Genomic DNA, 22615 nt, shown 5'->3' on the forward strand with positions numbered 1-22615 from the left:
AACTCCTCCCCGCAGCGCGCAATGATGGTGGTCAATTCTGTGTCTTGCGCAATTCCGGACGGAAAACCGCCACGCACTTTTCCTGGAATTGCTTCACGCCGGATTGGCCTCGTTCTCCTCGGCCGGCCGGATACGCAGTTTGGTGATGCGATTCTTGTCCCGCTTCATGACGATAAAGCGCTTGCCATAGAAGGTGAAGGCCTGCCGCTCCTCGGGGATCGTCATCGACTCGTGGATGACCAGCCCGGCAATCGTGGTCGCCTCTTCATCCGGCAGGTTCCAGTCGAGAGCGCGGTTCAGGTCGCGGATCGGAACATTGCCGTCGACGACGATCGAACCGTCGGCCTCCTGCCGCACGCCCTGCATCTCGATGTCATGCTCGTCGGAAATGTCGCCGACAATCTCTTCCAGGATATCCTCGAGTGTAACGATGCCCTGCACTTCGCCATACTCGTCAACGACCACTGCGAAATGCTGCTTGCGGCGCAGGAAAGCGTTCAATTGCGCTTCGAGGTTGGTGCTGTCGGGAACGAACCACGGCTTCTGGGCGATCTTGACGATGTCCAGGTGCTCCGGCTCGGCGTCGCGCTCGGCGAGCGCACGCAGCAGATCCTTGGAGTGGACGACACCGATAATGTTGTCGGTCGAGCCTCGCCACAACGGCATGCGGGTGAACGGGCTTTCCAGGATCGTCCGCACGACCACCTCAGGCGGATCGTCCGCATTGATCCCGCGCATGGATGTGCGGTGAACCATGATGTCGGAAAGTTCCAGTTCACCAAGGTCCAGCACGCCGCCCAGCCGGTCTCGGTCGGCCTTGACTACCGACCCCTCGCGATGCAGCAGGTCGACGGCCCCCCGCAGCTCTTCGTGGGCCGAAAGCATCGAAGTCTCGCGCGACAGGTTGATGCCGAAGAGCGAGAGGATCCAGCGTACGATGAGATTCACGAAGGACGACAGCGGTCCGACGACGGCAACGAATACCTTGACGGCAAATGCCACCGCGAGCGCAAACCGCTCGGGTATCGAGATTGCCCAGCTTTTTGGCAGCACCTCGGCAAAGATCACGAGAATGACCGTCATCGCAAGGGTGGCGAGCGCGACGCCAGAGCTGCCGAAGAGCCCGAGAAACAGACTGGTCGCAATCGAGGACGACAGGATGTTCGCAAGGTTGTTGCCGATCAGCAGAGCACCGATCAGCCGGTCACGCCGCTCGATCAGCTCGCGAACGATGCCCGCACGCTCCTCACCGTTGGCTTCAAGCGTGTGGATGCGACTGCGCGACACAGCCGTCAGGGCTGTCTCCGAACCGGAAAAGAACGCCGACATGAGAACGAGGGCCACGATGGAAAGGATTTCCGGCCAATATGCGGAAAGAAATGCCAGCGTGCCTTCGACGGTCATTGTGGATGTTTTTCCTTCAGAAAGCTCAACACTTCGGAGGCGGGAACGTCATTTGCGACGAAGGACTGACCGATGCCACGCGTCAGGATAAAGGTGAGCTGGCCGCCCTTGACCTTCTTGTCCTGCGCGATCGCATCCATCAGCACCTCCGCGGGAGGCAGCGCACCGGGGATCTCGGACATCCGCGTCGGCAGGCCGACCTCTTTCAGATGGCGTTCGACGCGGCGCGCATCGTCGGGGCTTGCCAGGTTCATGCGGGCCGAGAATTCATGCGCCAGCACCATCCCGATCGAAACACCTTCGCCGTGGACGAGACGCGCACTGTCATAGGCGGTCGCGGCTTCCAGCGCATGGCCGAAGGTGTGGCCCAGATTGAGCAGCGCCCGCTGACCGGTCTCGCGCTCGTCGGCAACGACGACATCTGCCTTTGCCTGGCAGCTCGTCGCAATCGCCTCGATGCGTGCGGATCCGCCTGCGAACACTGCCTGCCAGTTCGCTTCCAGCCAGGCGAAGAAGTCGGGCTTGTCGATCAGGCCGTATTTCGCCACTTCGGCGTAGCCGGCACGGAATTCGCGTTCGCTGAGCGTGTTGAGGACATCCGTATCGGCGAGCACCAGATCGGGCTGATGGAATACGCCGATCAGGTTCTTGCCATGGCGGCTGTTGATGCCGGTCTTGCCCCCGACCGAGGAATCCACCTGCGACAGCAGCGAAGTCGGAATCTGGACGAAGCGCACGCCACGGCGCACGATGCCCGCGGCAAAGCCCGACAGATCGCCAATGACGCCGCCGCCAAGCGCGATCACATAGTCGTTGCGCTCGATGCGCGCCTCAAGAACCTTGTCGCAAACGGTCATCAGATGCTCGAAGCTCTTTGTCTTCTCGCCAGCCGGAAGCACCAATGTCGCCGACGCGATCCCCGATGCATCAAGGCTCTGCACCAGCGCTTCGAGGTAGATCGGCGCCACATGCTCGTCGGTTATGATGGCAGCCTTGCGCCCCTTCACCCGCGAGGCGATTTCGATGCCCGCCCGCGCGATAAGACCAGGGCCAATCAGGATGTCGTAGGCGCGCTCACCGAGCGGCACATGGACTTTGCGTTCGGCGGCGGCAACGGCATTCATCAGGCTGCACTTTCAGTTTGAGAGTCGACCACGGCCTTGAGCACTTCGTCGGCCATGAGTTCCTTGCGGACATCTCGCGACATGACCGTGAGGTCCGCGAGCGCGTAAATCGGATAGCGGGCGTTCATCAGGTTTTCGAGCGTGGTCTTCGGGTTTTCCGTCTTTAGTAACGGCCGCGTGTCGCGCTTGTTGACACGCTCCCACAGGACGTCGAGCTCGGCCTTCAGCCATACCGAAACGCCGCCCTTCTTGATATGCCTGCGGGTACGGTCATTGATGAAGGCGCCCCCGCCGGTGGAAACGACGCGAGGGCCACCCTTGAGCAGCCGCTTCATCACCCGGGTCTCCAGAGCGCGAAACTCTTCTTCCCCGTAGGCAGCAAAGAGCTCGCTGATCGACATTCGCGAAACACGCTCGATTTCCGCATCGCTGTCGATGAAGGGGATACCAAGTTGGCTGGCAACGATCCGTCCGACCGAGGACTTGCCGGCGCCCATCAATCCCACAAGGATCAGATTGCGTGAACCGAGCGCAGCGCGAGCTCTGTCTTTCAGGCTATCGGCAACGGTCAGAACTGGGTCGCTCATTGGTCCATTCACACTTTGTTTGCGAACGGTATCGACAAATGCAGGTGTAGCGTCAAGTCGCGGGCAAGGGAATCATGGTTCAAAAGCTCCTTCTTGCACTTGCAAACACGCTTCTTCATAAAGAAGCAAAGCCATGGAGTTGTTGAATGCCGAGCCTGTTCCGTTTTCTGGCCGTATTGGCGGTCATCGCCGGAGCGATATACGGAACGATGTGGGCACTTGTTACTTTCGTCGAGCCGCAGGAGCGAGACGTGACAATCCGTATTCCGTCGGAGCGGATCAACCCTCCGGCCACGGGCGCGATCAACCCGACCAAGAAGTGATGCGATGAAGGACCTCAGCCGCGTTCACGTCGAGTCTTTTCTGGAGATGATGAGCGCCGAACGCGGAGCGGCAGCCAATACGCTTTCCTCCTACGAACATGATCTCGACGATCTCCACTCCTTCCTGAACGGCCGGGGCATACGCTTGACGGAAGCCTCATCTCCTGATCTTGCGGCCTACCTCTCCTCGCTTGCAGCGCAAGGGTTCAAGGCCTCCTCCCAGGCGCGGCGCCTGGCCGCGATGAGACAATTCTACAAGTTCCTTTACGCCGAGGGCCAACGAATCGACGATCCGACGGGTATTCTCGACGCGCCCAAGAAAGGCCGAGCGCTGCCGAAGACCATGGGCGTCGACGAGGTGGGCAGGCTGCTCGAGCAGGCCGAGACGGAAGCGCAGGATCCGACGCCCGGGCAATTGCAGCGACTTCGCATGCTGGCGCTTCTGGAACTTCTCTATGCCACCGGAATGCGCGTCAGCGAACTCGTCTCGCTTCCCGCCCGCGTCCTCGACCAGGATGGACGCTTCCTGATGATCCGCGGCAAGGGCAACAAGGAGCGCCTCGTCCCGCTGTCGCAGTCGGCTATCGCCGCATTGAAGCTCTATGGTCGCATGCTGGCTGCCGAACAGGCAGCCGCTAAGCCCCCGCAAGAGAGCCCCTGGCTCTTTCCCGCAGCCTCGAAAGAGGGCTATCTTCCGCGACAGGTCTTTGCACGAGATCTGAAGAATCTTGCAATCAGGACCGGCCTGACACCATCTATGATATCGCCGCACGTGATGCGGCACGCTTTTGCAAGCCATCTACTCGCCAACGGCGCGGACCTTCGCGTCGTCCAGGAACTGCTCGGCCATTCGGACATTTCCACCACACAAATATACACGCATGTGCTGGAAGAAAGGCTCCAGCAACTGGTCCAAACGCATCACCCTCTTGCCAAACAGGCGAAAAAGCAGGAATAGGACCGGCGACAAAGGGCATGCCTACGAAAATTGCCCTGGGCACAAGGAACGGAAACGCACCTCATGCACAACTATCTCGACTTCGAAAAGCCGATCTCCGACCTCGAAGGCAAGATCATCGAACTGAAGAAGCTCGCGACGGAAGACGAGAGCATCGACACGTCCGATGAAATCGGACGGCTCGAAGTTCGCGTTCGCGAAGCGATGGTCGACATCTATTCGAAACTCAACGCCTGGCAGAAGACCCAGGTCGCGCGTCATCCGCAGCGGCCGCACTTCGTCGATTATGCCAAGACGCTGTTCCAGGAATTCACGCCGCTCGCCGGCGATCGGAAGTTTTCCGAAGACGCCGCGATCCAGGCAGGTCTTGCCCGTTTCCGTGGTCAGCCGGTTGCCGTGCTGGGCCAGGAAAAGGGCAACGACACCAAGAGCCGCCTGAAGCACAACTTCGGCAGCGCCCGTCCGGAAGGCTATCGCAAGGCGATCCGCGTTCTTGAAATGGCAGACCGTTTCGGCCTGCCAGTGATCACGCTGGTCGATACGGCAGGCGCTTATCCCGGCGTCGGTGCCGAAGAGCGCGGTCAGGCGGAAGCGATCGCCCGCTCCACGGAAATGTGTCTGGGCGTCAAGGTTCCGATCATCTCCGTGGTTATCGGCGAAGGCGGCTCGGGCGGCGCGATTGCGATCGCGACCGGCAACCGCGTCTACATGCTCGAGCATGCGATCTACAGCGTGATCTCACCGGAAGGTGCGGCTTCGATCCTCTGGCGCGATTCCGCGCGCGCCAAGGAAGCCGCGACCAACATGAAGATCACCTCGGACGATCTGAAGTCGCTGGGCATCATCGATGGCATCATCACCGAACCGCTCGGCGGCGCACATCGTGATCCGGACAGCGTGATTGCGGCGACCGGCGACGTGATCGCCAACGCGCTTGGCGAGCTTTCGAGCCGCTCCGGCGATCAGCTTCGCAACGATCGACGCCAGAAATTCCTTAACATGGGCCGCAATCTCTAACACAGGTTGCGGGGGCGGGGTGATTGGGGCCAAACCTTGGCCACAATAATGTTATCAATAACTTTCTGACTTGCGGGGGACGCAGGCGCGCGGCATTAGGCTGGTAAGGTTTTCTCAACCATAATGGGCCAATGATTCGCTTCGTCCCCGGTTTGCAAAGCGAATTGGGTCGCATCTCGTTATTGGGCTAGTTTGAATGCGCATTCGTCATTTTGCCTATGTTTCCCTGATGGCGCTGGTCCTGGCCGGCTGCAATGACGCGTTGGAATCGACCACGCAGGTCGACCTGTCGAAAGTGAAGAACAAGGTCGAAGAGCCGCTGCCGCCGCGCATTCTGTCCGAGATCGCGGCCAAGGGCATGGACCGCAACTCGCCGATCATGATCCGCATCTTCAAGGAAGAAGGCGCGCTCGAGATCTGGAAGGCCAAGACCGATAACCGCTTCGACAAGATCGCCGATTACAAGATCTGCGCCTGGTCCGGCCGTCTCGGTCCCAAGGTGAAGCAGGGCGACCGGCAGGCGCCGGAAGGTTTCTACAACCTGACGCGAGCCAACCTCAACCCGAATTCGAAATACTATCTGGCGATCAATACGGGCTTCCCGAACAAGTACGACGCCGTCAACGGCCGCAGCGGTACGGACCTGATGATCCACGGCGCATGCTCGTCTTCCGGCTGCTATTCCATGACGGACGAGCAGGTGCTGCAGATCTACGCCTTTGCCCGCGACGCCTTCAAGGGTGGTCAGTCGACCGTGCAGCTTCAAGCCTTCCCCTTCCGCATGACGGCGGAGAACATGGTGAAGCACCGCATGAGCCCGAACATCGAGTTCTGGAACATGCTGAAGGTCGGCTACGACAATTTCGAAGTGACCAAGCGTCCGCCCGAGGTCAATGTCTGCGAGAAGAAATACGTCTTCAATCAGCAGTCGGCCAATGGCGACTTCAATCCGGCCGGAAAATGCCCGGAGATGTCGACCCCGCCGGCGCTGACAGCAGCACTCGCATCCTACGGCAAGACGTATGACATGGCCTACGCCAAGGCCATGAAGCAATTCGACGGCATGGCCTGGTACGATCCGAGCGAAGCCGAGCGCAAGGCCGTCGTGGCCAAGCAGCGCAAGGGACATGACATTGCCTATGCGCCTACGGGCACGTCGCTCGAAGCCGGCCGCATGGTAAAGATCGCCGACCTCGAAGACATGATGGCCAGCAAGACGGCAACGACCATTGCCGCCAACGCGGCTCCGGGCTCCACGCCGGCAACCGCAGCCATCCCTGCAAAGACAGCCGAAGTCGCGATTGTCGATCCGGCGACCGTGCCGGTGCCGACTCCAAGCCCACTGGCACCGCAGAGCGCGATGGCGACGGCCTTTGCTCCGGTCGAGCAGCCTGAATCGATCGAAGTCGCGTCGAAGAAGCCCTTCTGGAAGTTCTGGGCCAAGGACTGATGGCTTGAACGCCATCTCCTACGATCTGCGCGGGCTGAAATGCCCCCTGCCCGTCCTCAAGACGCGCCGCAAGCTGCAGTCGCTGGAAAGCGGCGCGCTGATCCGCGTCGAGACAACCGATCCCCTGGCAGGGATCGACATCCCGCATCTCTGCAACGAAGACGGTCACGACCTTGTCGAGATCGAAAAGACCGAAGGCGGCCACCGCTTCCTGATCCGCAAGCGGTAGTTTTTCTCAGAACCGCATCCCGGGTACGGCGAGCGGATTATCCGCGAGCGCTGCACGATCCGGCGTATCGATCCGCGGCTTGCCCAGAAACGCGTCGAACAGATCCTTGACGAAGGCTTCCGGCAGATCCTTGGTGATCAGCACCATGCGCGTGCGCCTGTCCTGTGGATCCGGCCACGCCGGCAGCCTTGTCGGCAGATGGAAGATGCTTTGCACGCCATGCAGCACAAGCGGGCGGTCGGGCCGGTCCGACATGGAAACGATGGCCTTCATCCGGAGCAGCTTTTCGCCATGTGCCGAGCGCAGCAGGTCGACAAACATGTCGAGCGCCATCGGATCGATCGGTTTCTCCTCCACGATCGAGAATGACCGGATCGCCGCATCGTGACGGTTCACGTCATGGGGATCCTGGTGATCGTGACCATGGTGGTGATGATGGCCGTGGCTGTGGTCATGATGGTCATGATGGTCATGATGGTCATGATGGTCATGATGGTCATGATGGTCATGATGGTCATGATGGTCATGATGGTGGGCATCATGTTCGTCTTCGTCGCGCAACCACCGGCCGACGTCAGCGCTCTTCGTCGTGACGTCGTAGAGGCCGTTCACCAGTGTCGCCGCCGTCCCGCTTTCGGTATCGTCGGCATCCATCAGCAGAGCGCGTGGATTGAGAGCACGCAACCGCGCCTCAAGACCGGAGACCACATCCGCCGAGGCAAGCGACTTCTTCGAAAGGATCAGCCGGTCCGCAACGGCAACCTGCTTGACCGCCTCTTCATGATTGTCGAGTGTCTTCGCGCCATTGACCGCGTCGACGACGGTAACCACCCCATCCAGCTCGAAATTCGTGGCGATGATGGGATTGCCCATGATCGCCTGCATGACCGGCGCCGGATCGGCAAGACCCGTGGTCTCGATCACCACGCGCTTGACTGGCTTCACGCGACCGGTCTGGATGGCATCCATCAGATTGGCAAGCGTATCGACAAGCTCGCCACGGACCGTGCAGCACAGGCAGCCGTCGGAAAGCTCGATGATGGCATCCCCGGAACTCTCGACCAGCAGATGGTCGATGCCGACATCGCCGAACTCGTTGATGATGACGGCAGCGTCCTTCATCGCCGGATCCTTGAGGATCCGGTTCAGCAGCGTCGACTTGCCGGCACCGAGAAAGCCGGTGAGGATGGTGACCGGGATCCGGCCCTGGGGCACGCTCATCTGCCTATAACCTTAGAACGATGCCGGACGCGGCAGCGGCACAGGGACCTTGGAGATCGTGCCTGCGGTGTCGGCTGTTGCCAGCTTGTCCGGCTCGGGCTCGTTCTGCCCAGGGATCAGGCCGGCATAGACGAAGTTCGGCTCGTGGTTCATTTCCTGGATATAGGGCGAATGGATCTTCATGCGACCAACCTCGTCGCGGGTTTCGCTGCGGATCTTTGCGCCCTTGGCGCTGCAGATCTCGGCGGTGATATCGGCAACCTGATCCTGGCCCTCTCCATAGGGCTTCAGCGAACCGAGCGTGTCGGTGGCAGGAAACTGCGAGGTGAAGCCCTTCTGCAGCAGATCGGCCGAGGCATCGGCGCGCGCTGCCAGACTGTCGGTACCGAGAACGACCGACACCAGCGTGCGGCCGTCGCGCGTCGCCGAGCCGATCTGGTTGAAACCGGAAGCGCAGATGAAGCCCGTTTTCATGCCGTCCGCACCGGCGAAACGACCGATCAACAGATTGATACTCGGGACGTTCTTGGTCCCGGTCGTGATTCCTTCCAGCGAGAAGTAGCCGGCATATTGCGGGAAATCACGGCGCAACGCGACCGACAGGATCGCGAGGTCGCGCGCCGTCGTGTACTGGCCCTTGCCGGGCAGGCCGTTCGGATTGACGAAATGCGAATCCGTCATGCCGAGCTTTGCGGCTTCGGCGTTCATCCTCAGGACGAAAGCTTCCTGCGTGCCGCCGACGGCTTCCGCAACGGCAACGGCGATGTCGTTGGCCGACTTGACCATGAGAATCTTGAGCGCGCTGTCCAGGGTCAGCTTCTGGCCCGGCTTGAAATACATCTTTGCCGGCGGCTGGGCCGCGGCCCGCTTGCTCATCACGATCGGCGTATCGAGGCTGATCTGACCCGAACGAACAGCGGCGAAAACGGTGTAAACCGTCATCAGCTTGGTCAGCGAGGCCGGATACCACTTGCGAAACGCTTCTTCGTGCTCAAGGACGCGGCCACTCTGAACATCGACCAGGATATGCGGATTGGCATAGGCCTGGGAGGCGGCGGAAAAAGCAATGGCGGCTGCGGAAGCTGCGATTGAAATCGGCCGCAAGGCGGCAAACAAGCGATTCTGGCGCGTCGACACGGTTCGTCCTCAAAGATGTCAGGAAGTCTCGAAAGTTTCCCCTATTTAACGTATATGGCCATGACATGGCAAAGGTCATTGTCTAACTTATTTCGCGGCATCGTGTCCCTGTGGCCAATGCCGCCGTCTTCGATTTCATCAAGGAAAGCAAGCATGCCGATTTTGAACAGAGCCGCCGAGCTTCAGGACGAAGTCACAGGATGGCGCCGGCATATCCACGAGCGGCCGGAACTCCTCTTTGCGGTGGAGAACACGGCAGCTTTCGTGGCGGAAAAGCTCAAGGAATTCGGTGTCGATGAAATCGCGACCGGCATCGGCCGCACCGGCGTCGTCGGCATCATCAAGGGCAATGGGCCGGGCACGCGGGCAATCGGCTTGCGCGCCGACATGGACGCCCTGCCGCTCACGGAAATCACCGGCAAGCCCTACGCTTCCAAGACGGCGGGCAAGATGCACGCCTGCGGCCATGACGGCCACACGGCCATGCTGCTCGGGGCTGCAAAATACCTCGCCGAGACACGCAATTTCAACGGCAGCGTCGCGGTTATCTTCCAGCCGGCCGAAGAAGGCGGCGGTGGCGGCAACCTGATGGTCAAGGACGGCATGATGGAGCGCTTCGGCATCGAAGAGGTCTATGGCATGCACAACATGCCCGGCCTGCCGATCGGCCAGTTTGCGATCCGCAAGGGCCCGATCATGGCGGCGACAGACGAATTCACCATCACCATCAAGGGCCGCGGCGGCCATGCAGCCCAGCCGCACCGCACGATCGACCCGATCGCGATCGGCTCCCAGATGGTGGGCAACCTGCAGATGATCGCCTCGCGCAACGTCGATCCGCTGCGCTCGGTCGTCGTCTCGGTCACCAAGTTCATTGCGGGCTTCGCCCACAACGTCATCCCGAACGACGCGATGATCGCCGGCACGGTGCGCACGCTCGACGACGAGGTTCGTACGCTCGCGGAAACCAAGTTGAAGCAGATCGTCAACGGTCTGGCCGCCGCCCATGGCGCTGAAGTCGATATCGTCTTCAACCGCAATTACCCCGTCACCTTCAACCACGCGACGGAAACCGGCCATGCGATCCAGATCGCCAGCGACATCGCCGGCGCGACCAACGTCAACGCGGATATCGATCCGATGATGGGCGGTGAGGATTTCTCCTACATGCTCAACGCCCGCCCCGGCGCCTTCATCTTCATCGGCAACGGCGATACGGCAGGCCTGCACAACCCCGCCTACGACTTCAACGATGAAGCCATCAGCCACGGCATTTCGTACTGGGTGCGCCTGGCCGAACAGCGCCTCGGCTCCTGACGTTCCTTTTGTTCAAGCTGCAAAAAGGCTTGGCTTCTTGCCGAGCCTTTTGTATGCATGACGCTCAAGTGGTCCCGTAGCTCAGCAGGATAGAGCACCAGATTCCTAATCTGGGGGTCACGCGTTCGAATCGCGTCGGGATCACCATCGAATTCCACAGAATGCGGGAAGTCCCCTAACGCCCAGCGACTCGTTGAACAGCCGATCGTGCCTCGTCCGCAGGCATGCGGCCTTCGACGGCGGCAAGGCAGGCGCTCCATGCGCCCTGCCATTTGTCGCTATTGTGATTGGGCTCGTGTGTTAGCCAGTTCATCGCCTCTTCCGGAGAGCCGACGGTGATACGGATCCGGTTATCCGAGACGACGAGGGGCTTCTTCCATCTGTGAACCAACATGGCTGCTCTCCCTTACCCTGGAAGACAGTATAGCCGACACGTGGCAACTCCACAGCACCTCTTTCAGTGGAATGGAGGTGGCGCAGGGAATAAATCTCGTGGCCCGAAAGGGGACGCATGAGGCAATATCCGGCTGCTTCGCGCAGCCGGATATTGCTGGCTGTTGCTAGAAATTGCGCTGAAGGCGCACGAAGCCTTCCACGAAATCGTCGGCGCCGTCGGGATCATCGTACTGGACACTCACTTTGGTGGTGAGGTTCGTGGCGATCTTGTAGTCGACCGTCACGCCTGCCCGCCATTCGTTGCCGCCGGTGAATTCTCCATCCGTATCGAGAGCAATCTTGCTGAGATACTGGTAGCCGGGCGTTACGGACAGCTTATCGGTGATCTTCGCCACGTACTGGCCGCCAACCGTCCATTCCGATCTCTCGTAATAGTAGTTGGCGCCGCTGGCCCAGATGCCATAAAGGCCAAGCTGACCGGGTCCGATGTCGGCAAAAAGGATGCCGCGAATGGCAGCTTCCTCGGTGTCTGTGTCGTAACTTGCCAGCAGGTTACCACTGACGCCACCGACCTTGCCGGACAGGTAAGCTTCGATGCCGATATTGTTCGGCCCCTCGCCGGGCTTTGTCTTGTAGGCCTCCTCAAGCTCATCGACCATGACACCGGCACTGAAGTCCGGTGTTTCGTACAGATAGCGGATGGCGTTGTGGATGGTCGAGTTGCTCGAGATGATATCTGTTTCGCCCGGTGCAAAGCTGTTGTCGTTGTCCCACCAGCTGTATTGCATACCGGCACGCAGACCAGCGATGTCGATGTAGCCTTCCTGCAGAAGGGCCGTCTGGTTTGTTGCGTTCTCGGCGTTCACGCGCAAGGTGATCACGCCCGTCAGCGTACCGAACTCGGTCTCGCTCTTCGACTTCAGCGTCGTCTGCCCGCGAGTCCACGACGACCAGTCGGAGGTTCCCGAGCGGTTTGGACCAAAACGTTCTTCGGTGCGGATGTAACCGCCAATCGAAAGACAGGTCTCGGTTCCTGGAATGTAGAAATAGCCGGTCCCGTAGGCGTCGCAAACGCGGACATATTCGACGGGCTCCGGTTCGGCGGCGACGATGGCATCGGCCGCATATGCGCCGGAGGTTACCGTGATCGCGGCAACGGAGCTGAGGATGATGGCTCGGATATTCATAGGGGGGTCCTATCTGCTGTTGATAGGGCCCGACCTATGAAGCCATCCTAACAGTCAGATGACAAAATCATGGCAACCGCATTCTGGGCGGACGTCATCGCCGGCTGTTGTAGAAGCGCAACGCGTTTCGGCGTATACTTCTGACGTGGTCGATGGAGCTACCCTTCTTCGCTGGGCTTCGTCTTGGCCATGAATCGCTTGCGGAAGAGTGGCATCTCTATCGCACGCCTGCGGAACCGCTCTGCCACTCGTACGTTAAAGCGAAAAGAGGAGCGCTTGTCATGCGTACGAAGTTAACGTTCCTAGCCCTGGCTTATCTGATCGTCAGCGGACTTCTCCTGTCGACGTCCTACCACTCGGCAGGGCCTATCACGACGCCAAAGACAGACCGCATCGCAGGATCAACGTTTCTGATCGAGCGTTTTGCCGGATGATGACGTCTTGATTGATGGTAGCGTCGGCATCGCGCTTTGATCGATGCCGACGGTTTATCAACCTAAAATGATGTGATTTCGGACAGTTGTCACACCCGCCACGTTGGCGGCGACCGCCGTCGCGCGCTCTATCTCAGCCTGCGTCGCAACAGCGCCGTCAAGTGTGACAACGCTGCCCTCGGCGACGACATTGACGTCAGCGGCGTCGAGGCCGCCGGCGACCGCGCAAGCGGCTCTTTGGGGCAGTCTCAGCAAGGTCAGTGTCACGCCCGCATCCCGGATCGAGCAGAAATTCTGCATCAATTCACCGCCGTTCGTCGAAGCCAAAGCAATATCCGCGCCGGCGCTGGTCTCCCACTCCGCCGGCAGCCGAAATCCCATGGTCGCCTTGTAGGAATTGTCCGAGAGCTTTACCGGCGCCCAGATCAGCAGGTTGTCAGCGCGCGTCGGCAGGGCGGGCAGTGCAAAGGCGGCAGAGAGCAACAACACGCTGCGTTTCGTTCTCATGTTTCGTGACTTCCTTCCGACAAGGGAACGGACCGGGCATGGTGGCGCCTTGATGGCCTATCGTTGCTCGCCGGGGGCCGCGTTCGTTGTGTGAATAACATCCGGCCTTGGCCGCGATGTCGGTTTCCGTGCGCCAGAAGCGCGCGGCGAGTGCCACGGTTTGCAACCATCAGGCTGCGGCGACTCTCATTCCAAAGAATGTTAGAAGGTTCACATGTGCTGACAGCCGTGTAAACCCCTTGCGGTTAAAAATCTGCTGCAGCGCACACTTGCCGCCCCTTTCAAAGCCCTGTAGAGCCGAAGCAAAATAGCAATAATCTGGCAAAAAAGCGCATGATGATCGGTAAAGACACGCCACGGCGCCTCAGCATCTTCGGTTCGACGGGCTCGATAGGGCAGAACACGCTTGATGTCGTGCAGCAGCTGGGCGGACGGGAAAGCTTCGATATTTCCGTCGTGACCGGCAATGAAAATGTCGAACTTCTCGCGCAGCAGGCAAAAGCGTCAGGAGCCCGACTCGCTGTTACCGCCAGCGACGGCAAATACGAGGCTCTCAAGGCCGAGCTTTCCGGCAGCGGCATTGCGGTCGCCGCGGGCGTCTCCGGGCTCGGCGAAGCCGCCGATATGGAAGCCGACTGGGTGATGGCGGCAATCGTCGGCACGGCCGGACTTGCACCGACGCTTGCCGCGGCGCGAAGAGGCGCAACGATCGCCCTTGCCAACAAGGAATGCCTCGTGTCCGCCGGCGATCTGTTCGTCGATGCCGTAAAGGCGGGTGGCGGACAACTCATTCCCGTCGACAGCGAGCACAGCGCGATTTTCCAGTCGCTTGACGAAGGTCAGAGGCATGCGGTCGAAAGGATCATCCTGACAGCCTCCGGCGGTCCGTTTCGCACGTGGTCCCGCGCCGAGATGGCGAATGTGACCGTAGCGACCGCGCGCGCCCATCCGAACTGGTCGATGGGGCTGAAGATTTCGATCGGCAGCGCCTCAATGTTCAACAAGGCGCTGGAGATGATCGAGGCGAAGCACCTGTTCGATGTTCGCGCCGACCAGATCGAGGTCATCGTTCATCCGCAGTCGATCATCCATTCCATGGTCGGCTACACGGATGGATCCGTCATCGCCCAGCTCGGCAGCCCCGACATGCGCACGGCAATCGGCTACGCACTGGATTACCCGCGTCGGCCGCAGCTCAACGTCGAGCGGCTCGATTTTGCCAAGCTGTCCCGGTTGGATTTCGAGGCTCCCGATGAAGAGCGTTTCCCGGCGCTTCGCCTGGCGCGGACGGCGCTGGAGCGCGGCGGTCTGCAGGGCGCAATCATGAATGCAGCCGAGGAAGTGGCCTTCCACGCCTTCGTCGACGAGCGCATCGGCTTCCTTCAGATGGCCGATATCGCCGAAGCCGTCATGGATCGCATGATCGCAACCGGCGGTGCGCGCAGCATGGACGACGTCTTTGCAGCCGACGCGGAAGCCCGCCGCCTTGCCGCCGAAGTAGTAGCCCTCAACGAAAAGGCCGCCTGACGGCGGCCTTTGGTCTGATCTGTACGAAGCGCCTCAGGCCACATGCCGGGCCAGCGCACACCGTGACCACAGCGAATGCAATGCCTCGACGAGATGCTCGATATCGGCATCGCTATGCAGCGGCGTCGGCGTGATGCGCAGACGCTCGGTCTTCTTCGGCACGGTCGGATAGTTGATCGGCTGTACGTAAACACCGCAATTGTCGAGCAGCAGGTCGGAGATCCACTTGCACTTCGCAGCATCACCGACCATCACGGGCACGATATGGCTCGGGTTCGGCATGTGCGGAATACCGCGCTTGTCGAGCAGTGCGCGCAGCGTCCGCACGCGTTCCTGGTGGCGGGCGCGCTCGAACTGGCTCACCTTCAGGTGCTGGATCGAGGCGACGGCGCCAGCAGCCAAGGCCGGCGGCAACGCTGTCGTAAAGATGAAGCCCGAGGCAAACGAGCGGATGAAATCACAGAGGGCCGTCGACGCGGCGATGTAACCGCCCATGACGCCGAAAGCCTTGCCGAGCGTGCCTTCGATAACGGTCAACCGATCCATCAGGCCTTCGCGCTCAGCGATGCCGCCACCGCGCGGACCGTACATGCCAACGGCATGGACTTCGTCGAGATAGGTCATCGCGCCGTACTTGTCGGCGAGATCACAGATTTCCTTGATAGGGGCGATATCGCCATCCATCGAGTAGACCGATTCGAACGCAATCAGCTTCGGCGCCTTCGGATCGGCCGCAGCGAGCTTGGCTTCCAGATCCTGCAGGTCATTGTGTTTCCAGATGACCTTGTCGCACTTGGCGTAGCGAATGCCCTCGATCATCGACGCATGGTTCAGCGCGTCGGAGAAAATCACGAGGCCGGGGATCTTGGACCCGAGCGTACCCAGAGCCGCCCAGTTGGAGACATAACCGGAGGTGAAGATCAGCGCCGATTCCTTGCCATGCAGATCGGCAAGTTCGCGCTCGAGCAGCACGTGGTAGTGGGTGGTACCAGAAATATTCCGGGTGCCTCCCGCACCCGCGCCACAGTGATCGATGGCGTTCTTCATCGCCTCGATCACCTTGGGGTTCTGGCCCATGCCGAGATAGTCGTTGGAGCACCAGACGGTCACATCCTTGGGGCCATCGGCCGTATGCCGGGTCGCGCGTGGAAAGCTGCCCCGGTGACGCTCAAGATCGGCAAAAACGCGGTAGCGGCCTTCCACATGCAGGCCATCCAGCTCGTTTTTGAAGAATGCTTCGAAATCCATCATATGCTCCAGTATCGTGCGAGCGTTTTTGCGAACCGACGCGCACACGTCAACCCTTCGTCGCTGCTTTAGCATCAACTGCGGCAAATGGCCCATAGTCTTGAATTATTTTAATTAGAAAATGACCGCCGTGCCAAGGGGATGGTGATCGCGAGACTGGTGAGCCTCGCGATCAAGCTTTCGTCAGCCGGCGTCGGCAACGGCGCGCTTCGCCATCACCTTGACGAGATTCGCCCTATATTCCGCACTGGCGTGCAGATCGGACATCAGCCCCGAGGCATCGACATTGACCGCAGCAATCGCCGAGGGTGCCCAGTTGCCCCCCAACGCCGCCTCGATACCGCGCTCGCGGAACACGCCGTTCGAACCTGCACCGGTCACGGCCACCCGAACACCGCTGCCCGCTTTCGCCACGAAGACGCCGGTCATCGCGTAGCGCGAAGCCGGGTTCGGAAACTTCGCATAGCCCGCCTTCTCCGGCGCGTCGAAGCCGATCGCCGTGATCAGCTCACCCTCTTCCAGAGCCGTTTCGAACAGACCGGTAAAGAAGTCCTCGGCCCCAATTTCCCGCTTGTTCGTGATGATCCGCGCGTTGAGCGCCAGCATCGCGGATGGATAATCGGCAGCCGGATCGTTGTTGGCGACCGAACCGCCGATCGTCCCCATGTGGCGCACATGCGGATCGCCGATCATGCCTGCGAGATTGCAGATCGCGGGACAGACCGCCCTCAGCGACGAGGAAGCGGCGACGTCGGCATGCGGAGTTGCCGCACCGATCGTGACCTTGCGCCCGTCGACCTTGATTCCCGTCATCGCAGTGACCCGCCGGACGTCGACGAGGTCGCTGGGTGCGGTAAGCCGCTGCTTCATGGTGGCGATGAGCGTCATGCCGCCGGAGACATACTTCCCCTCCGACTTGCCAGAGATCATCTTGACGGCTTCATCGACGGAGGAAGCGCGGTGATAGTTGGTTTGATACATCGTCGTTCCCCTTCAATGAACCGCGCGTGCTGCCATCCACACCTTCTGCGGCGTGGCCGGCATGGTCAGCATGTTGTTGCCGATGGCATCCGTGATGGCGTTGATCAGCGCCGGTGGCGAGCCGATGGCGCCGGCTTCACCGCAACCCTTGATGCCCAACGGGTTGCTCGGTGACGGCGTGACCTGGTGCGACACCTGGAAGGACGGCAGGTCATCGGCGCGCGGCATGGCGTAGTCCATGAAGCTTGCCGTCAGGAGCTGGCCGTTTTCATCATAGTGCACGCCTTCGAGCAGCGCCTGGCCGATCCCCTGGGCGATGCCGCCATGCACCTGACCTTCGACGATCATCGGGTTGATGATATTGCCGAAATCGTCGGCCGCCACGAACTGGATGATGTCGGTCTTGCCGGTTTCCGGATCGACTTCCACTTCGCAGATGTAGCAACCAGCCGGGAAGGTGAAGTTGGACGGATCGTAGAAGGCCGTTTCCTTCAGGCCCGGCTCCATGCCGCCCGGTAGATTGTGCGCCGTATAGGCCGCCAGTGCCACCTGGAACCAGGGCAACATCTTGTCGGTGCCGGCCACCTTCACTTCGCCGTTCTCGATAACGATATCGCTTTCATCGGCCTCCATCAGGTGTGCGGCAATCTTCTTGGCCTTGGCCTCGACCTTGTCGAGCGCCTTGACGATGGCCGACATGCCGACCGCACCGGAGCGCGAGCCGTAGGTGCCCATCCCCATCTGCACCTTGTCGGTGTCACCGTGGACAATCGAAACGCTGTCGATCGGCACGCCGAGCCTGTCAGCGACAAGTTGCGCGAAGGTGGTTTCATGCCCTTGCCCGTGGCTGTGGGAGCCGGTGAGCACCTCGATCGTGCCGACCGCATTGACGCGAACCTCGGCCGATTCCCAGAGCCCAACACCGGCGCCGAGCGAGCCCACCGCCTGCGACGGCGCGATGCCGCATGCCTCGATGTAGCAGCTCATACCGATGCCACGCTTCTTGCCGCGACCTGCCGCCTCAGTCTTGCGGGCCGCAAACCCGTTCCAGTCGGAAGCCTGCATGGCCGCGTTCAGCGATGCTTCGTAGTCGCCGGCATCATAATTCATGATCACAGGCGTCTGATGCGGGAAGGAGCGGATGAAGTTCTTCCGCCGCAGCTCGGCCGGCGAAATGCCGAGTTCGCGCGCGGCTGTTTCCATCGTGCGCTCCAGAAGATAGGTCGCCTCCGGACGACCCGCACCGCGATAGGCATCGACGGGCGCGGTGTTGGTGTAGACCGTACGGACATTGGCGTGGATCGCCGGGATATCATACTGGCCGGAGAGCAAGGTCGCATAGAGATAGGTCGGCACCGCCGACGAGAAGAGCGACATGTAGGCGCCGAGATTGGCGATCGTATCCACTTTCAAGCCGATGATGCGGTGATCCTTGTCGAAAGCCATCTTCACCTTGGACACATGATCGCGGCCATGCGCGTCGGTCAGGAAAGCCTCGGTGCGATCGGAGTTCCATTTGACCGGAACGCCGGTCTTCTTGGACGCCCAGAGACAGACGATCTCTTCCGGGTAGATGTAGATCTTCGAACCGAATCCACCGCCGACATCAGGCGCAATCACACGCAGCTTGTTTTCGGGTGCGACGTTGTAGAAGGCGCTCATCACCAGTCGAGCGACATGTGGATTCTGGCTCGTCGTGTAGCAGGTGTAGTGATCCTCGGCGGAATCGTAGATCCCGAGAGCAGCACGCGGCTCCATCGGGTTGGGCGAGAGCCGGTTGTTGTGGAGTTCGATCTCCGTCACATGCGCCGCATCGGCGATCGCCTTGTCGGTGGCGGCGGGATCGCCCAACTGCCAGTCGAAGATCAGGTTGCCGGCGGCTTCCGGATGGATCTGCGGAGCGCCGGATTTCAGCGCATCGACCGCTTCCACCACGACAGGCAGTTCTTCGTAGTCGACCACCACGGCTTCGGCCGCATCGCGTGCCTCGGCGAGGCTATCGGCGACAACGACGGCCACCGCATCACCAACATAACGCACCACGTCGACCGCCAGCGGACGCCACGCGCCCATCTTCATCGGTGACCCGTCTTTTGAATGGATCATCCAGCCGCAGATCAGGTTGCCGATTCCATCGGCGAGCAGCTGCTTGCCGTCCAGCACGCCGATGACGCCCGGCATCGCCTTGGCCGAAGCCGCATCGATGCTGCGGATCTTTGCATGGGCATGCGGACTACGGATAAAAAACGCGAACTTCATGCCCGGCACGACCATGTCGTCGGTATAACGGCCCTTGCCGGTCAGGAACCGCTTGTCTTCCTTGCGCGTGACGCGTGCACCAATTCCTTCAACACCCATGATGTCCTCCCAATGGGGTTTCGGGCCTGGCATTCCGCCAAAGACAGTCGTGTCGGCGGCAGCCAGACAATTCCTGAGCGCTATTCAGCCGCCTGTCGGGCGGTGCCATGCATCTGCTCGTTGGCGGACAGCACAGCCTTGACGATATTGTGATAGCCGGTGCACCGACAGATGTTGCCTTCGAGTTCGTGGCGCACGGTCTGTTCATCGAGCTTGCCGCCATGACGGCCGATCATGTCGACGGCGGTCATCACCATCCCCGGCGTGCAGAAGCCGCATTGCAGGCCATGATGCTCCTTGAACGCAGCCTGCACCGGATGAAGTTCGCCATCGGTTGCAAGGCCTTCGATGGTCGTCACAGCAGAGCCTGACGCCTGGACGGCAAGGATTGTGCAGCTCTTGACCGATCGACCGTCCATATGGACGACGCAGGCGCCACATTGGCTCGTATCGCAGCCGACATGCGTTCCCGTCAGGCCCAGCTTTTCGCGAATGAAATGGACAAGAAGCGTGCGCTCTTCACAGTCGCCGCTCACCGCCCGGCCGTTCACCGTCAGTGTCACTTTCGCCATGATTTCCTCCTCGTGCCTCCTCCAGGCACGGGCGGTATCATTTGACGTTTTTGCTTTGGGATCAACCACTACTTTAGGGAGGCATGTTCAATTCGCCGGTACCGAGCGGACGCCTCGGCCCGGCTTTCTCCACACACTTTTCAAGCCACCAGAAATTGCAACCCCGGCACAAAGAAACGAAAAGCTCCTTTTTGCGCCACAGTTTGCAAGCTAGCCTGTCAGAAAAGAAGAATCAGGGACGGCCATCGCCCGCTGGGGCGCTAATCGGGAGTAATTGATGAAAAAGATTATTGCATTCGCCTTGGTCGGTTTGTCGATCGCCAGCTGCACTCCAACCGAACGCGGTGCGGGGATCGGCGCCGCGTCGGGCGCCATCGTGGGCGGTGCCGTCACCGGCAACGTGCGCGGCGCAGCCGTTGGCGCGGCGATTGGCGGCGTGTCCGGCGCGCTCATCGGTGCCGTCGCCGAGCAGCCCGGCCAGTGCTATTACCGCGACCAATACGGACGCCGGTACATAGACGACTGCCCGCGTCGATAACCCGGGACAGCCTTAAAATCCCGGGTTCTGCCCGGGATTTTTTGATCTTTTTCCACTAATTCAGCAATTAGGCGATTTAAAACGATACACCAAAAGGAATTTTGCCGCTAAGGTTGCCGCCGGCTAGGGGACGCGAAGCTAGATTCCAATGTAACCAAAAAGCGGCGGATGCAGATCAGAGGGACGGCACCGAAAACAGGTATTGCGTATCGGCGTATGGGCATCGTGATGGTGGTCGCGGCAGCGGCTGCGCTCTCACCTGCTCTCGTGGCCGACGCTTTCGCCTTCAAGCTTTTCGGCATGAACTTTTTCGGCAAGGACGAGGACACGAGCGATCAGGTTCCTGATCCCGTTCGCTACGACGTGACGCTGACGACTGATGCAGTCGATCCCGATCTCAAGGAAGCGCTGGAGAACAGTTCCCGCCTCGTCGGCGACAAGGACAAGCCTGTTTCCGGCGATCTCGGCGTCGTGGTCAAGGCGCGCGACGACATCGAGCGCCTGGTCGCCACACTCTACGAAAAGGCACGCTACGGCGGTGTCGTGACGATCACCATCGACGGTAGGAATATCAACGCACTGCCGCCCAACCCGACCTTCAACCGCTCTCGGCCAGTGCCGGTCCATGTGAGCGTTGCGGCCGGGCCGGTCTTCAAGGTGCACGAGGTCCAGTTCGGAGGCGATGCCGCTGGGCAGAATCCGGCCGATTACGATCTCGCCCCCGGCGAACAGGCCGGTTCGCTGGTCATCATCAAGGCCGGCGACAAGATCGTCGAGCAACTGAAAAGCAATGGTCACCCGCTGGCGAAACTGACGGATCGCAAGGTCATCGCTGATCACAAGACGAATACGGTCAATATCCTGATCGCAGCAGAAAGCGGCCCGGTCGCTCCGATCGGAAACGTCGGCGTCACGGGAGAAAAAAGCGTACGTTCGGACTTCATCGAACGCTATTCGAGGCTGAACAAGGGGGATCGCTATTCGCCCGAAGCCGTGAGGAAGGCGGGAGACAGGCTGCGTGCGCTCGGCGTGTTTTCGAGTGTCACCATCCACGAAGCCGACGCTTTGGACCCCGATGGGACGTTTCCGATGACAATCGAGGTCGCGGAAGGCAAACAGCGTTATCTTGGCCTGGGAGCCCAATATTCCACGACCGATGGCTTTGGCGTGAATGGCTATTGGGGTCATCGCAACCTGTTCGGCGCCGCGGAATCGCTGCGCATCGAGGGGTCGGTCGGGCGACTGGGCGACGCATCGAACATCGGCGATCTCGACTACTCGGCGGGCGTCACCTTCACTAAGCCGGGCGCATTTTTCCCGTCCGCGACCCTGACGGCAAGCATTCTTGCAAAGACGGAAAATCCGGATGCCTACAGCGCCAAGCTGGTGACGGCATCGCTCGGTCTTTCCTATGAACTCAGCGACATCGACACGATCAGCGGCGCCGGCGAGGTCAGCTGGGAAAAGGACGACGATGCCTTCGGCACCAATACGTACCTGACCTTTGCGCTGCCGTTCCAATACGATCGCGACACGCGCGACAACAAGCTTGACCCAACGGAAGGCTATCGCGCCACCCTGAAGGCAACGCCAAGCTACGAATCTTACAACGGAACCTTCTTTTCCAGTTTGGAGGGCTCCATCTCAGGCTATCAGGGACTGGGTGCCGAGGATCGCATCGTTCTCGCCGGCAAGCTTTCCACCGGCTTCCTCTTTGGCGCCGACAATCTGGAAAACATTCCCGCGACCCGGCGTTTCTTTGCTGGCGGCGGCGGTTCTGTTCGCGGCTACGGCTACCAGGAAATTTCACCGTACAATGCTGCCAACGATCCCACCGGCGGCGCATCCTACGTCACGGCATCGTTCGAGACGCGCGTGAAGATCACCGATACGATCGGCATTGTTCCGTTCATCGATGTCGGTACGGTCTCAGCCGACCTTGCACCGGACTTTTCCGACATCCGGGCAGGTGCGGGTATCGGCGTTCGCTACGCGACACCGTTTGGCCCATTGCGACTTGATTTCGCCGTACCGCTCAACAAGTACGAAGGCGGAACCAGCTACGGCATCTATGCCGGGATCGGTCAGTCATTCTGACAA

General features: G+C 60.5%; 22 protein-coding genes, 1 tRNA gene and 1 pseudogene. 11 read left to right on the plus strand and 13 right to left on the minus strand.

The features are described 5' to 3' along the window. Positions 1 to 93: 93 nt before the first annotated feature. The 3 genes from A6U87_RS27075 to A6U87_RS27085 are packed head-to-tail and all read right to left on the minus strand — an operon-like array spanning position 94 to position 3115. Positions 94 to 1404, minus strand: a complete 1311-nt coding sequence (locus A6U87_RS27075) for an HlyC/CorC family transporter (RefSeq protein WP_065694419.1) — start codon at positions 1402 to 1404, stop codon at positions 94 to 96. Continuing rightward, the gene (gene aroB, locus A6U87_RS27080) at positions 1401 to 2528 is read right to left on the minus strand and encodes a 3-dehydroquinate synthase (protein WP_065694420.1); all 1128 of its coding nucleotides are present in this window, start codon (positions 2526 to 2528) and stop codon (positions 1401 to 1403) included. The genes A6U87_RS27075 and aroB overlap by 4 nt, the downstream gene beginning before the upstream one ends. Next, complete coding sequence (locus A6U87_RS27085) at positions 2528 to 3115, minus strand: shikimate kinase (protein WP_065694421.1); 588 nt, start codon at positions 3113 to 3115, stop codon at positions 2528 to 2530. Before A6U87_RS27085 ends, aroB begins: the two co-directional genes overlap by 1 nt. Before the next feature lie 146 nt (positions 3116 to 3261). On the opposite strand from A6U87_RS27085, the gene A6U87_RS30275 reads away from it, so the two are divergent. The 5 genes from A6U87_RS30275 to A6U87_RS27105 all read left to right on the plus strand — a co-directional run bounded on the left by A6U87_RS30275 (position 3262) and on the right by A6U87_RS27105 (position 7092). Continuing rightward, on the plus strand, positions 3262 to 3438 hold the full coding sequence (locus A6U87_RS30275) for a hypothetical protein (protein WP_198928773.1): 177 nt from the start codon (positions 3262 to 3264) through the stop codon (positions 3436 to 3438). Positions 3439 to 3442: 4 nt separating this feature from the next. Beyond that, a complete protein-coding gene (xerD, locus tag A6U87_RS27090; protein ID WP_065694422.1) occupies positions 3443 to 4396 on the plus strand; it encodes a site-specific tyrosine recombinase XerD in 954 nt (317 codons plus the stop codon). A gap of 63 nt (positions 4397 to 4459) precedes the next feature. Continuing rightward, positions 4460 to 5413: an acetyl-CoA carboxylase carboxyltransferase subunit alpha gene (locus tag A6U87_RS27095; RefSeq protein WP_065694423.1), complete on the plus strand. Its 954-nt coding sequence runs from the start codon at positions 4460 to 4462 to the stop codon at positions 5411 to 5413. 196 nt (positions 5414 to 5609) lie between these two features. After that, positions 5610 to 6863 (plus strand): murein L,D-transpeptidase family protein, encoded by a 1254-nt coding sequence (locus A6U87_RS27100; RefSeq protein WP_065694424.1) that lies wholly within the window; start codon positions 5610 to 5612, stop codon positions 6861 to 6863. Between the two features lie 4 nt (positions 6864 to 6867). After that, the gene (locus A6U87_RS27105) at positions 6868 to 7092 is read left to right on the plus strand and encodes a sulfurtransferase TusA family protein (protein ID WP_065694425.1); all 225 of its coding nucleotides are present in this window, start codon (positions 6868 to 6870) and stop codon (positions 7090 to 7092) included. A gap of 6 nt (positions 7093 to 7098) precedes the next feature. Here A6U87_RS27105 and A6U87_RS27110 read toward each other — a convergent pair whose 3' ends face one another. Both A6U87_RS27110 and A6U87_RS27115 read right to left on the minus strand, forming a co-directional pair. Next, positions 7099 to 8313 (minus strand): GTP-binding protein, encoded by a 1215-nt coding sequence (locus tag A6U87_RS27110; protein WP_065694426.1) that lies wholly within the window; start codon positions 8311 to 8313, stop codon positions 7099 to 7101. Between the two features lie 12 nt (positions 8314 to 8325). Then, positions 8326 to 9450 carry a D-alanyl-D-alanine carboxypeptidase family protein gene (locus A6U87_RS27115; protein ID WP_065694427.1) on the minus strand — a complete coding sequence of 375 codons (1125 nt, stop codon included), beginning with the start codon at positions 9448 to 9450 and terminating at the stop codon, positions 8326 to 8328. 153 nt (positions 9451 to 9603) lie between these two features. Between A6U87_RS27115 and A6U87_RS27120 the strand changes: the two genes are divergently transcribed. Further along, on the plus strand, positions 9604 to 10767 hold the full coding sequence (locus A6U87_RS27120; protein WP_065694428.1) for a M20 aminoacylase family protein: 1164 nt from the start codon (positions 9604 to 9606) through the stop codon (positions 10765 to 10767). Positions 10768 to 10837: 70 nt separating this feature from the next. Beyond that, positions 10838 to 10914: transfer RNA gene (locus tag A6U87_RS27125), tRNA-Arg, on the plus strand. Between the two features lie 28 nt (positions 10915 to 10942). Here A6U87_RS27125 and A6U87_RS27130 read toward each other — a convergent pair. Then, a complete protein-coding gene (locus tag A6U87_RS27130) occupies positions 10943 to 11161 on the minus strand; it encodes a DUF982 domain-containing protein (protein ID WP_065694429.1) in 219 nt (72 codons plus the stop codon). 166 nt (positions 11162 to 11327) lie between these two features. Continuing rightward, positions 11328 to 12350 carry a porin gene (locus A6U87_RS27135; protein WP_065694430.1) on the minus strand — a complete coding sequence of 341 codons (1023 nt, stop codon included), beginning with the start codon at positions 12348 to 12350 and terminating at the stop codon, positions 11328 to 11330. A 281-nt stretch (positions 12351 to 12631) separates the two neighbouring features. Here A6U87_RS27135 and A6U87_RS30280 point away from each other — a divergent pair, with 281 nt between their 5' ends. After that, the gene (locus tag A6U87_RS30280; protein ID WP_198928774.1) at positions 12632 to 12784 is read left to right on the plus strand and encodes a hypothetical protein; all 153 of its coding nucleotides are present in this window, start codon (positions 12632 to 12634) and stop codon (positions 12782 to 12784) included. Between the two features lie 57 nt (positions 12785 to 12841). Here A6U87_RS30280 and A6U87_RS29485 read toward each other — a convergent pair whose 3' ends face one another. Together A6U87_RS29485 and A6U87_RS29490 are read right to left on the minus strand one after the other, a co-directional pair. Further along, positions 12842 to 13084, minus strand: coding sequence for a BON domain-containing protein (locus tag A6U87_RS29485; protein WP_083199695.1), 243 nt, complete (start codon positions 13082 to 13084; stop codon positions 12842 to 12844). A gap of 6 nt (positions 13085 to 13090) precedes the next feature. Then, a pseudogene (locus tag A6U87_RS29490) lies at positions 13091 to 13291 on the minus strand (hypothetical protein); the annotation flags it as partial. 333 nt (positions 13292 to 13624) lie between these two features. Here A6U87_RS29490 and dxr point away from each other — a divergent pair. Further along, entirely contained in the window at positions 13625 to 14818 is a 1194-nt protein-coding gene (gene dxr / locus A6U87_RS27145; protein ID WP_065694432.1) for a 1-deoxy-D-xylulose-5-phosphate reductoisomerase, read from the plus strand. Between the two features lie 33 nt (positions 14819 to 14851). Here the strand turns inward: dxr and hemA are convergent, their stop codons facing one another. The 4 genes from hemA to A6U87_RS27165 form a co-directional block, all read right to left on the minus strand. After that, positions 14852 to 16066 carry a 5-aminolevulinate synthase gene (gene hemA / locus A6U87_RS27150; protein WP_065694433.1) on the minus strand — a complete coding sequence of 405 codons (1215 nt, stop codon included), beginning with the start codon at positions 16064 to 16066 and terminating at the stop codon, positions 14852 to 14854. Between the two features lie 183 nt (positions 16067 to 16249). Continuing rightward, positions 16250 to 17047, minus strand: coding sequence for a xanthine dehydrogenase family protein subunit M (locus A6U87_RS27155; RefSeq protein WP_065694434.1), 798 nt, complete (start codon positions 17045 to 17047; stop codon positions 16250 to 16252). Positions 17048 to 17059: 12 nt separating this feature from the next. Beyond that, complete coding sequence (locus A6U87_RS27160) at positions 17060 to 19405, minus strand: xanthine dehydrogenase family protein molybdopterin-binding subunit (protein ID WP_065694435.1); 2346 nt, start codon at positions 19403 to 19405, stop codon at positions 17060 to 17062. An 80-nt stretch (positions 19406 to 19485) separates the two neighbouring features. Continuing rightward, positions 19486 to 19977: a (2Fe-2S)-binding protein gene (locus A6U87_RS27165; RefSeq protein ID WP_065694436.1), complete on the minus strand. Its 492-nt coding sequence runs from the start codon at positions 19975 to 19977 to the stop codon at positions 19486 to 19488. 277 nt (positions 19978 to 20254) lie between these two features. On the opposite strand from A6U87_RS27165, the gene A6U87_RS27170 reads away from it, so the two are divergent. Next, complete coding sequence (locus A6U87_RS27170; RefSeq protein WP_065694437.1) at positions 20255 to 20515, plus strand: YMGG-like glycine zipper-containing protein; 261 nt, start codon at positions 20255 to 20257, stop codon at positions 20513 to 20515. A gap of 168 nt (positions 20516 to 20683) precedes the next feature. Beyond that, positions 20684 to 22612, plus strand: coding sequence for an autotransporter assembly complex family protein (locus A6U87_RS27175; protein ID WP_198928775.1), 1929 nt, complete (start codon positions 20684 to 20686; stop codon positions 22610 to 22612). Positions 22613 to 22615 lie beyond the last annotated feature (3 nt).

It is taken from the genome of Rhizobium sp. AC44/96 (genome assembly GCF_001692185.1).
In the GTDB taxonomy this organism is placed as follows: domain Bacteria; phylum Pseudomonadota; class Alphaproteobacteria; order Rhizobiales; family Rhizobiaceae; genus Rhizobium.

Excerpts from the sequence above, each read along its gene's own strand:
- A6U87_RS27075 (WP_065694419.1), bottom strand. The coding sequence starts at position 1,404 with ATGACCGTCGAAGGCACGCTGGCATTTCTTTCCGCATATTGGCCGGAA.
- aroB (WP_065694420.1), bottom strand. The coding sequence starts at position 2,528 with ATGAATGCCGTTGCCGCCGCCGAACGCAAAGTCCATGTGCCGCTCGGT.
- A6U87_RS27085 (WP_065694421.1), bottom strand. The coding sequence starts at position 3,115 with ATGAGCGACCCAGTTCTGACCGTTGCCGATAGCCTGAAAGACAGAGCT.
- A6U87_RS30275 (WP_198928773.1), top strand. The coding sequence starts at position 3,262 with ATGCCGAGCCTGTTCCGTTTTCTGGCCGTATTGGCGGTCATCGCCGGA.
- xerD (WP_065694422.1), top strand. The coding sequence starts at position 3,443 with ATGAAGGACCTCAGCCGCGTTCACGTCGAGTCTTTTCTGGAGATGATG.
- A6U87_RS27095 (WP_065694423.1), top strand. The coding sequence starts at position 4,460 with ATGCACAACTATCTCGACTTCGAAAAGCCGATCTCCGACCTCGAAGGC.
- A6U87_RS27100 (WP_065694424.1), top strand. The coding sequence starts at position 5,610 with ATGCGCATTCGTCATTTTGCCTATGTTTCCCTGATGGCGCTGGTCCTG.
- A6U87_RS27110 (WP_065694426.1), bottom strand. The coding sequence starts at position 8,313 with ATGAGCGTGCCCCAGGGCCGGATCCCGGTCACCATCCTCACCGGCTTT.
- A6U87_RS27120 (WP_065694428.1), top strand. The coding sequence starts at position 9,604 with ATGCCGATTTTGAACAGAGCCGCCGAGCTTCAGGACGAAGTCACAGGA.
- A6U87_RS27130 (WP_065694429.1), bottom strand. The coding sequence starts at position 11,161 with ATGTTGGTTCACAGATGGAAGAAGCCCCTCGTCGTCTCGGATAACCGG.
- A6U87_RS27135 (WP_065694430.1), bottom strand. The coding sequence starts at position 12,350 with ATGAATATCCGAGCCATCATCCTCAGCTCCGTTGCCGCGATCACGGTA.
- A6U87_RS30280 (WP_198928774.1), top strand. The coding sequence starts at position 12,632 with ATGCGTACGAAGTTAACGTTCCTAGCCCTGGCTTATCTGATCGTCAGC.
- A6U87_RS29485 (WP_083199695.1), bottom strand. The coding sequence starts at position 13,084 with ATGCAGAATTTCTGCTCGATCCGGGATGCGGGCGTGACACTGACCTTG.
- dxr (WP_065694432.1), top strand. The coding sequence starts at position 13,625 with ATGATGATCGGTAAAGACACGCCACGGCGCCTCAGCATCTTCGGTTCG.
- hemA (WP_065694433.1), bottom strand. The coding sequence starts at position 16,066 with ATGGATTTCGAAGCATTCTTCAAAAACGAGCTGGATGGCCTGCATGTG.
- A6U87_RS27155 (WP_065694434.1), bottom strand. The coding sequence starts at position 17,047 with ATGTATCAAACCAACTATCACCGCGCTTCCTCCGTCGATGAAGCCGTC.
- A6U87_RS27160 (WP_065694435.1), bottom strand. The coding sequence starts at position 19,405 with ATGGGTGTTGAAGGAATTGGTGCACGCGTCACGCGCAAGGAAGACAAG.
- A6U87_RS27165 (WP_065694436.1), bottom strand. The coding sequence starts at position 19,977 with ATGGCGAAAGTGACACTGACGGTGAACGGCCGGGCGGTGAGCGGCGAC.
- A6U87_RS27170 (WP_065694437.1), top strand. The coding sequence starts at position 20,255 with ATGAAAAAGATTATTGCATTCGCCTTGGTCGGTTTGTCGATCGCCAGC.
- A6U87_RS27175 (WP_198928775.1), top strand. The coding sequence starts at position 20,684 with ATGCAGATCAGAGGGACGGCACCGAAAACAGGTATTGCGTATCGGCGT.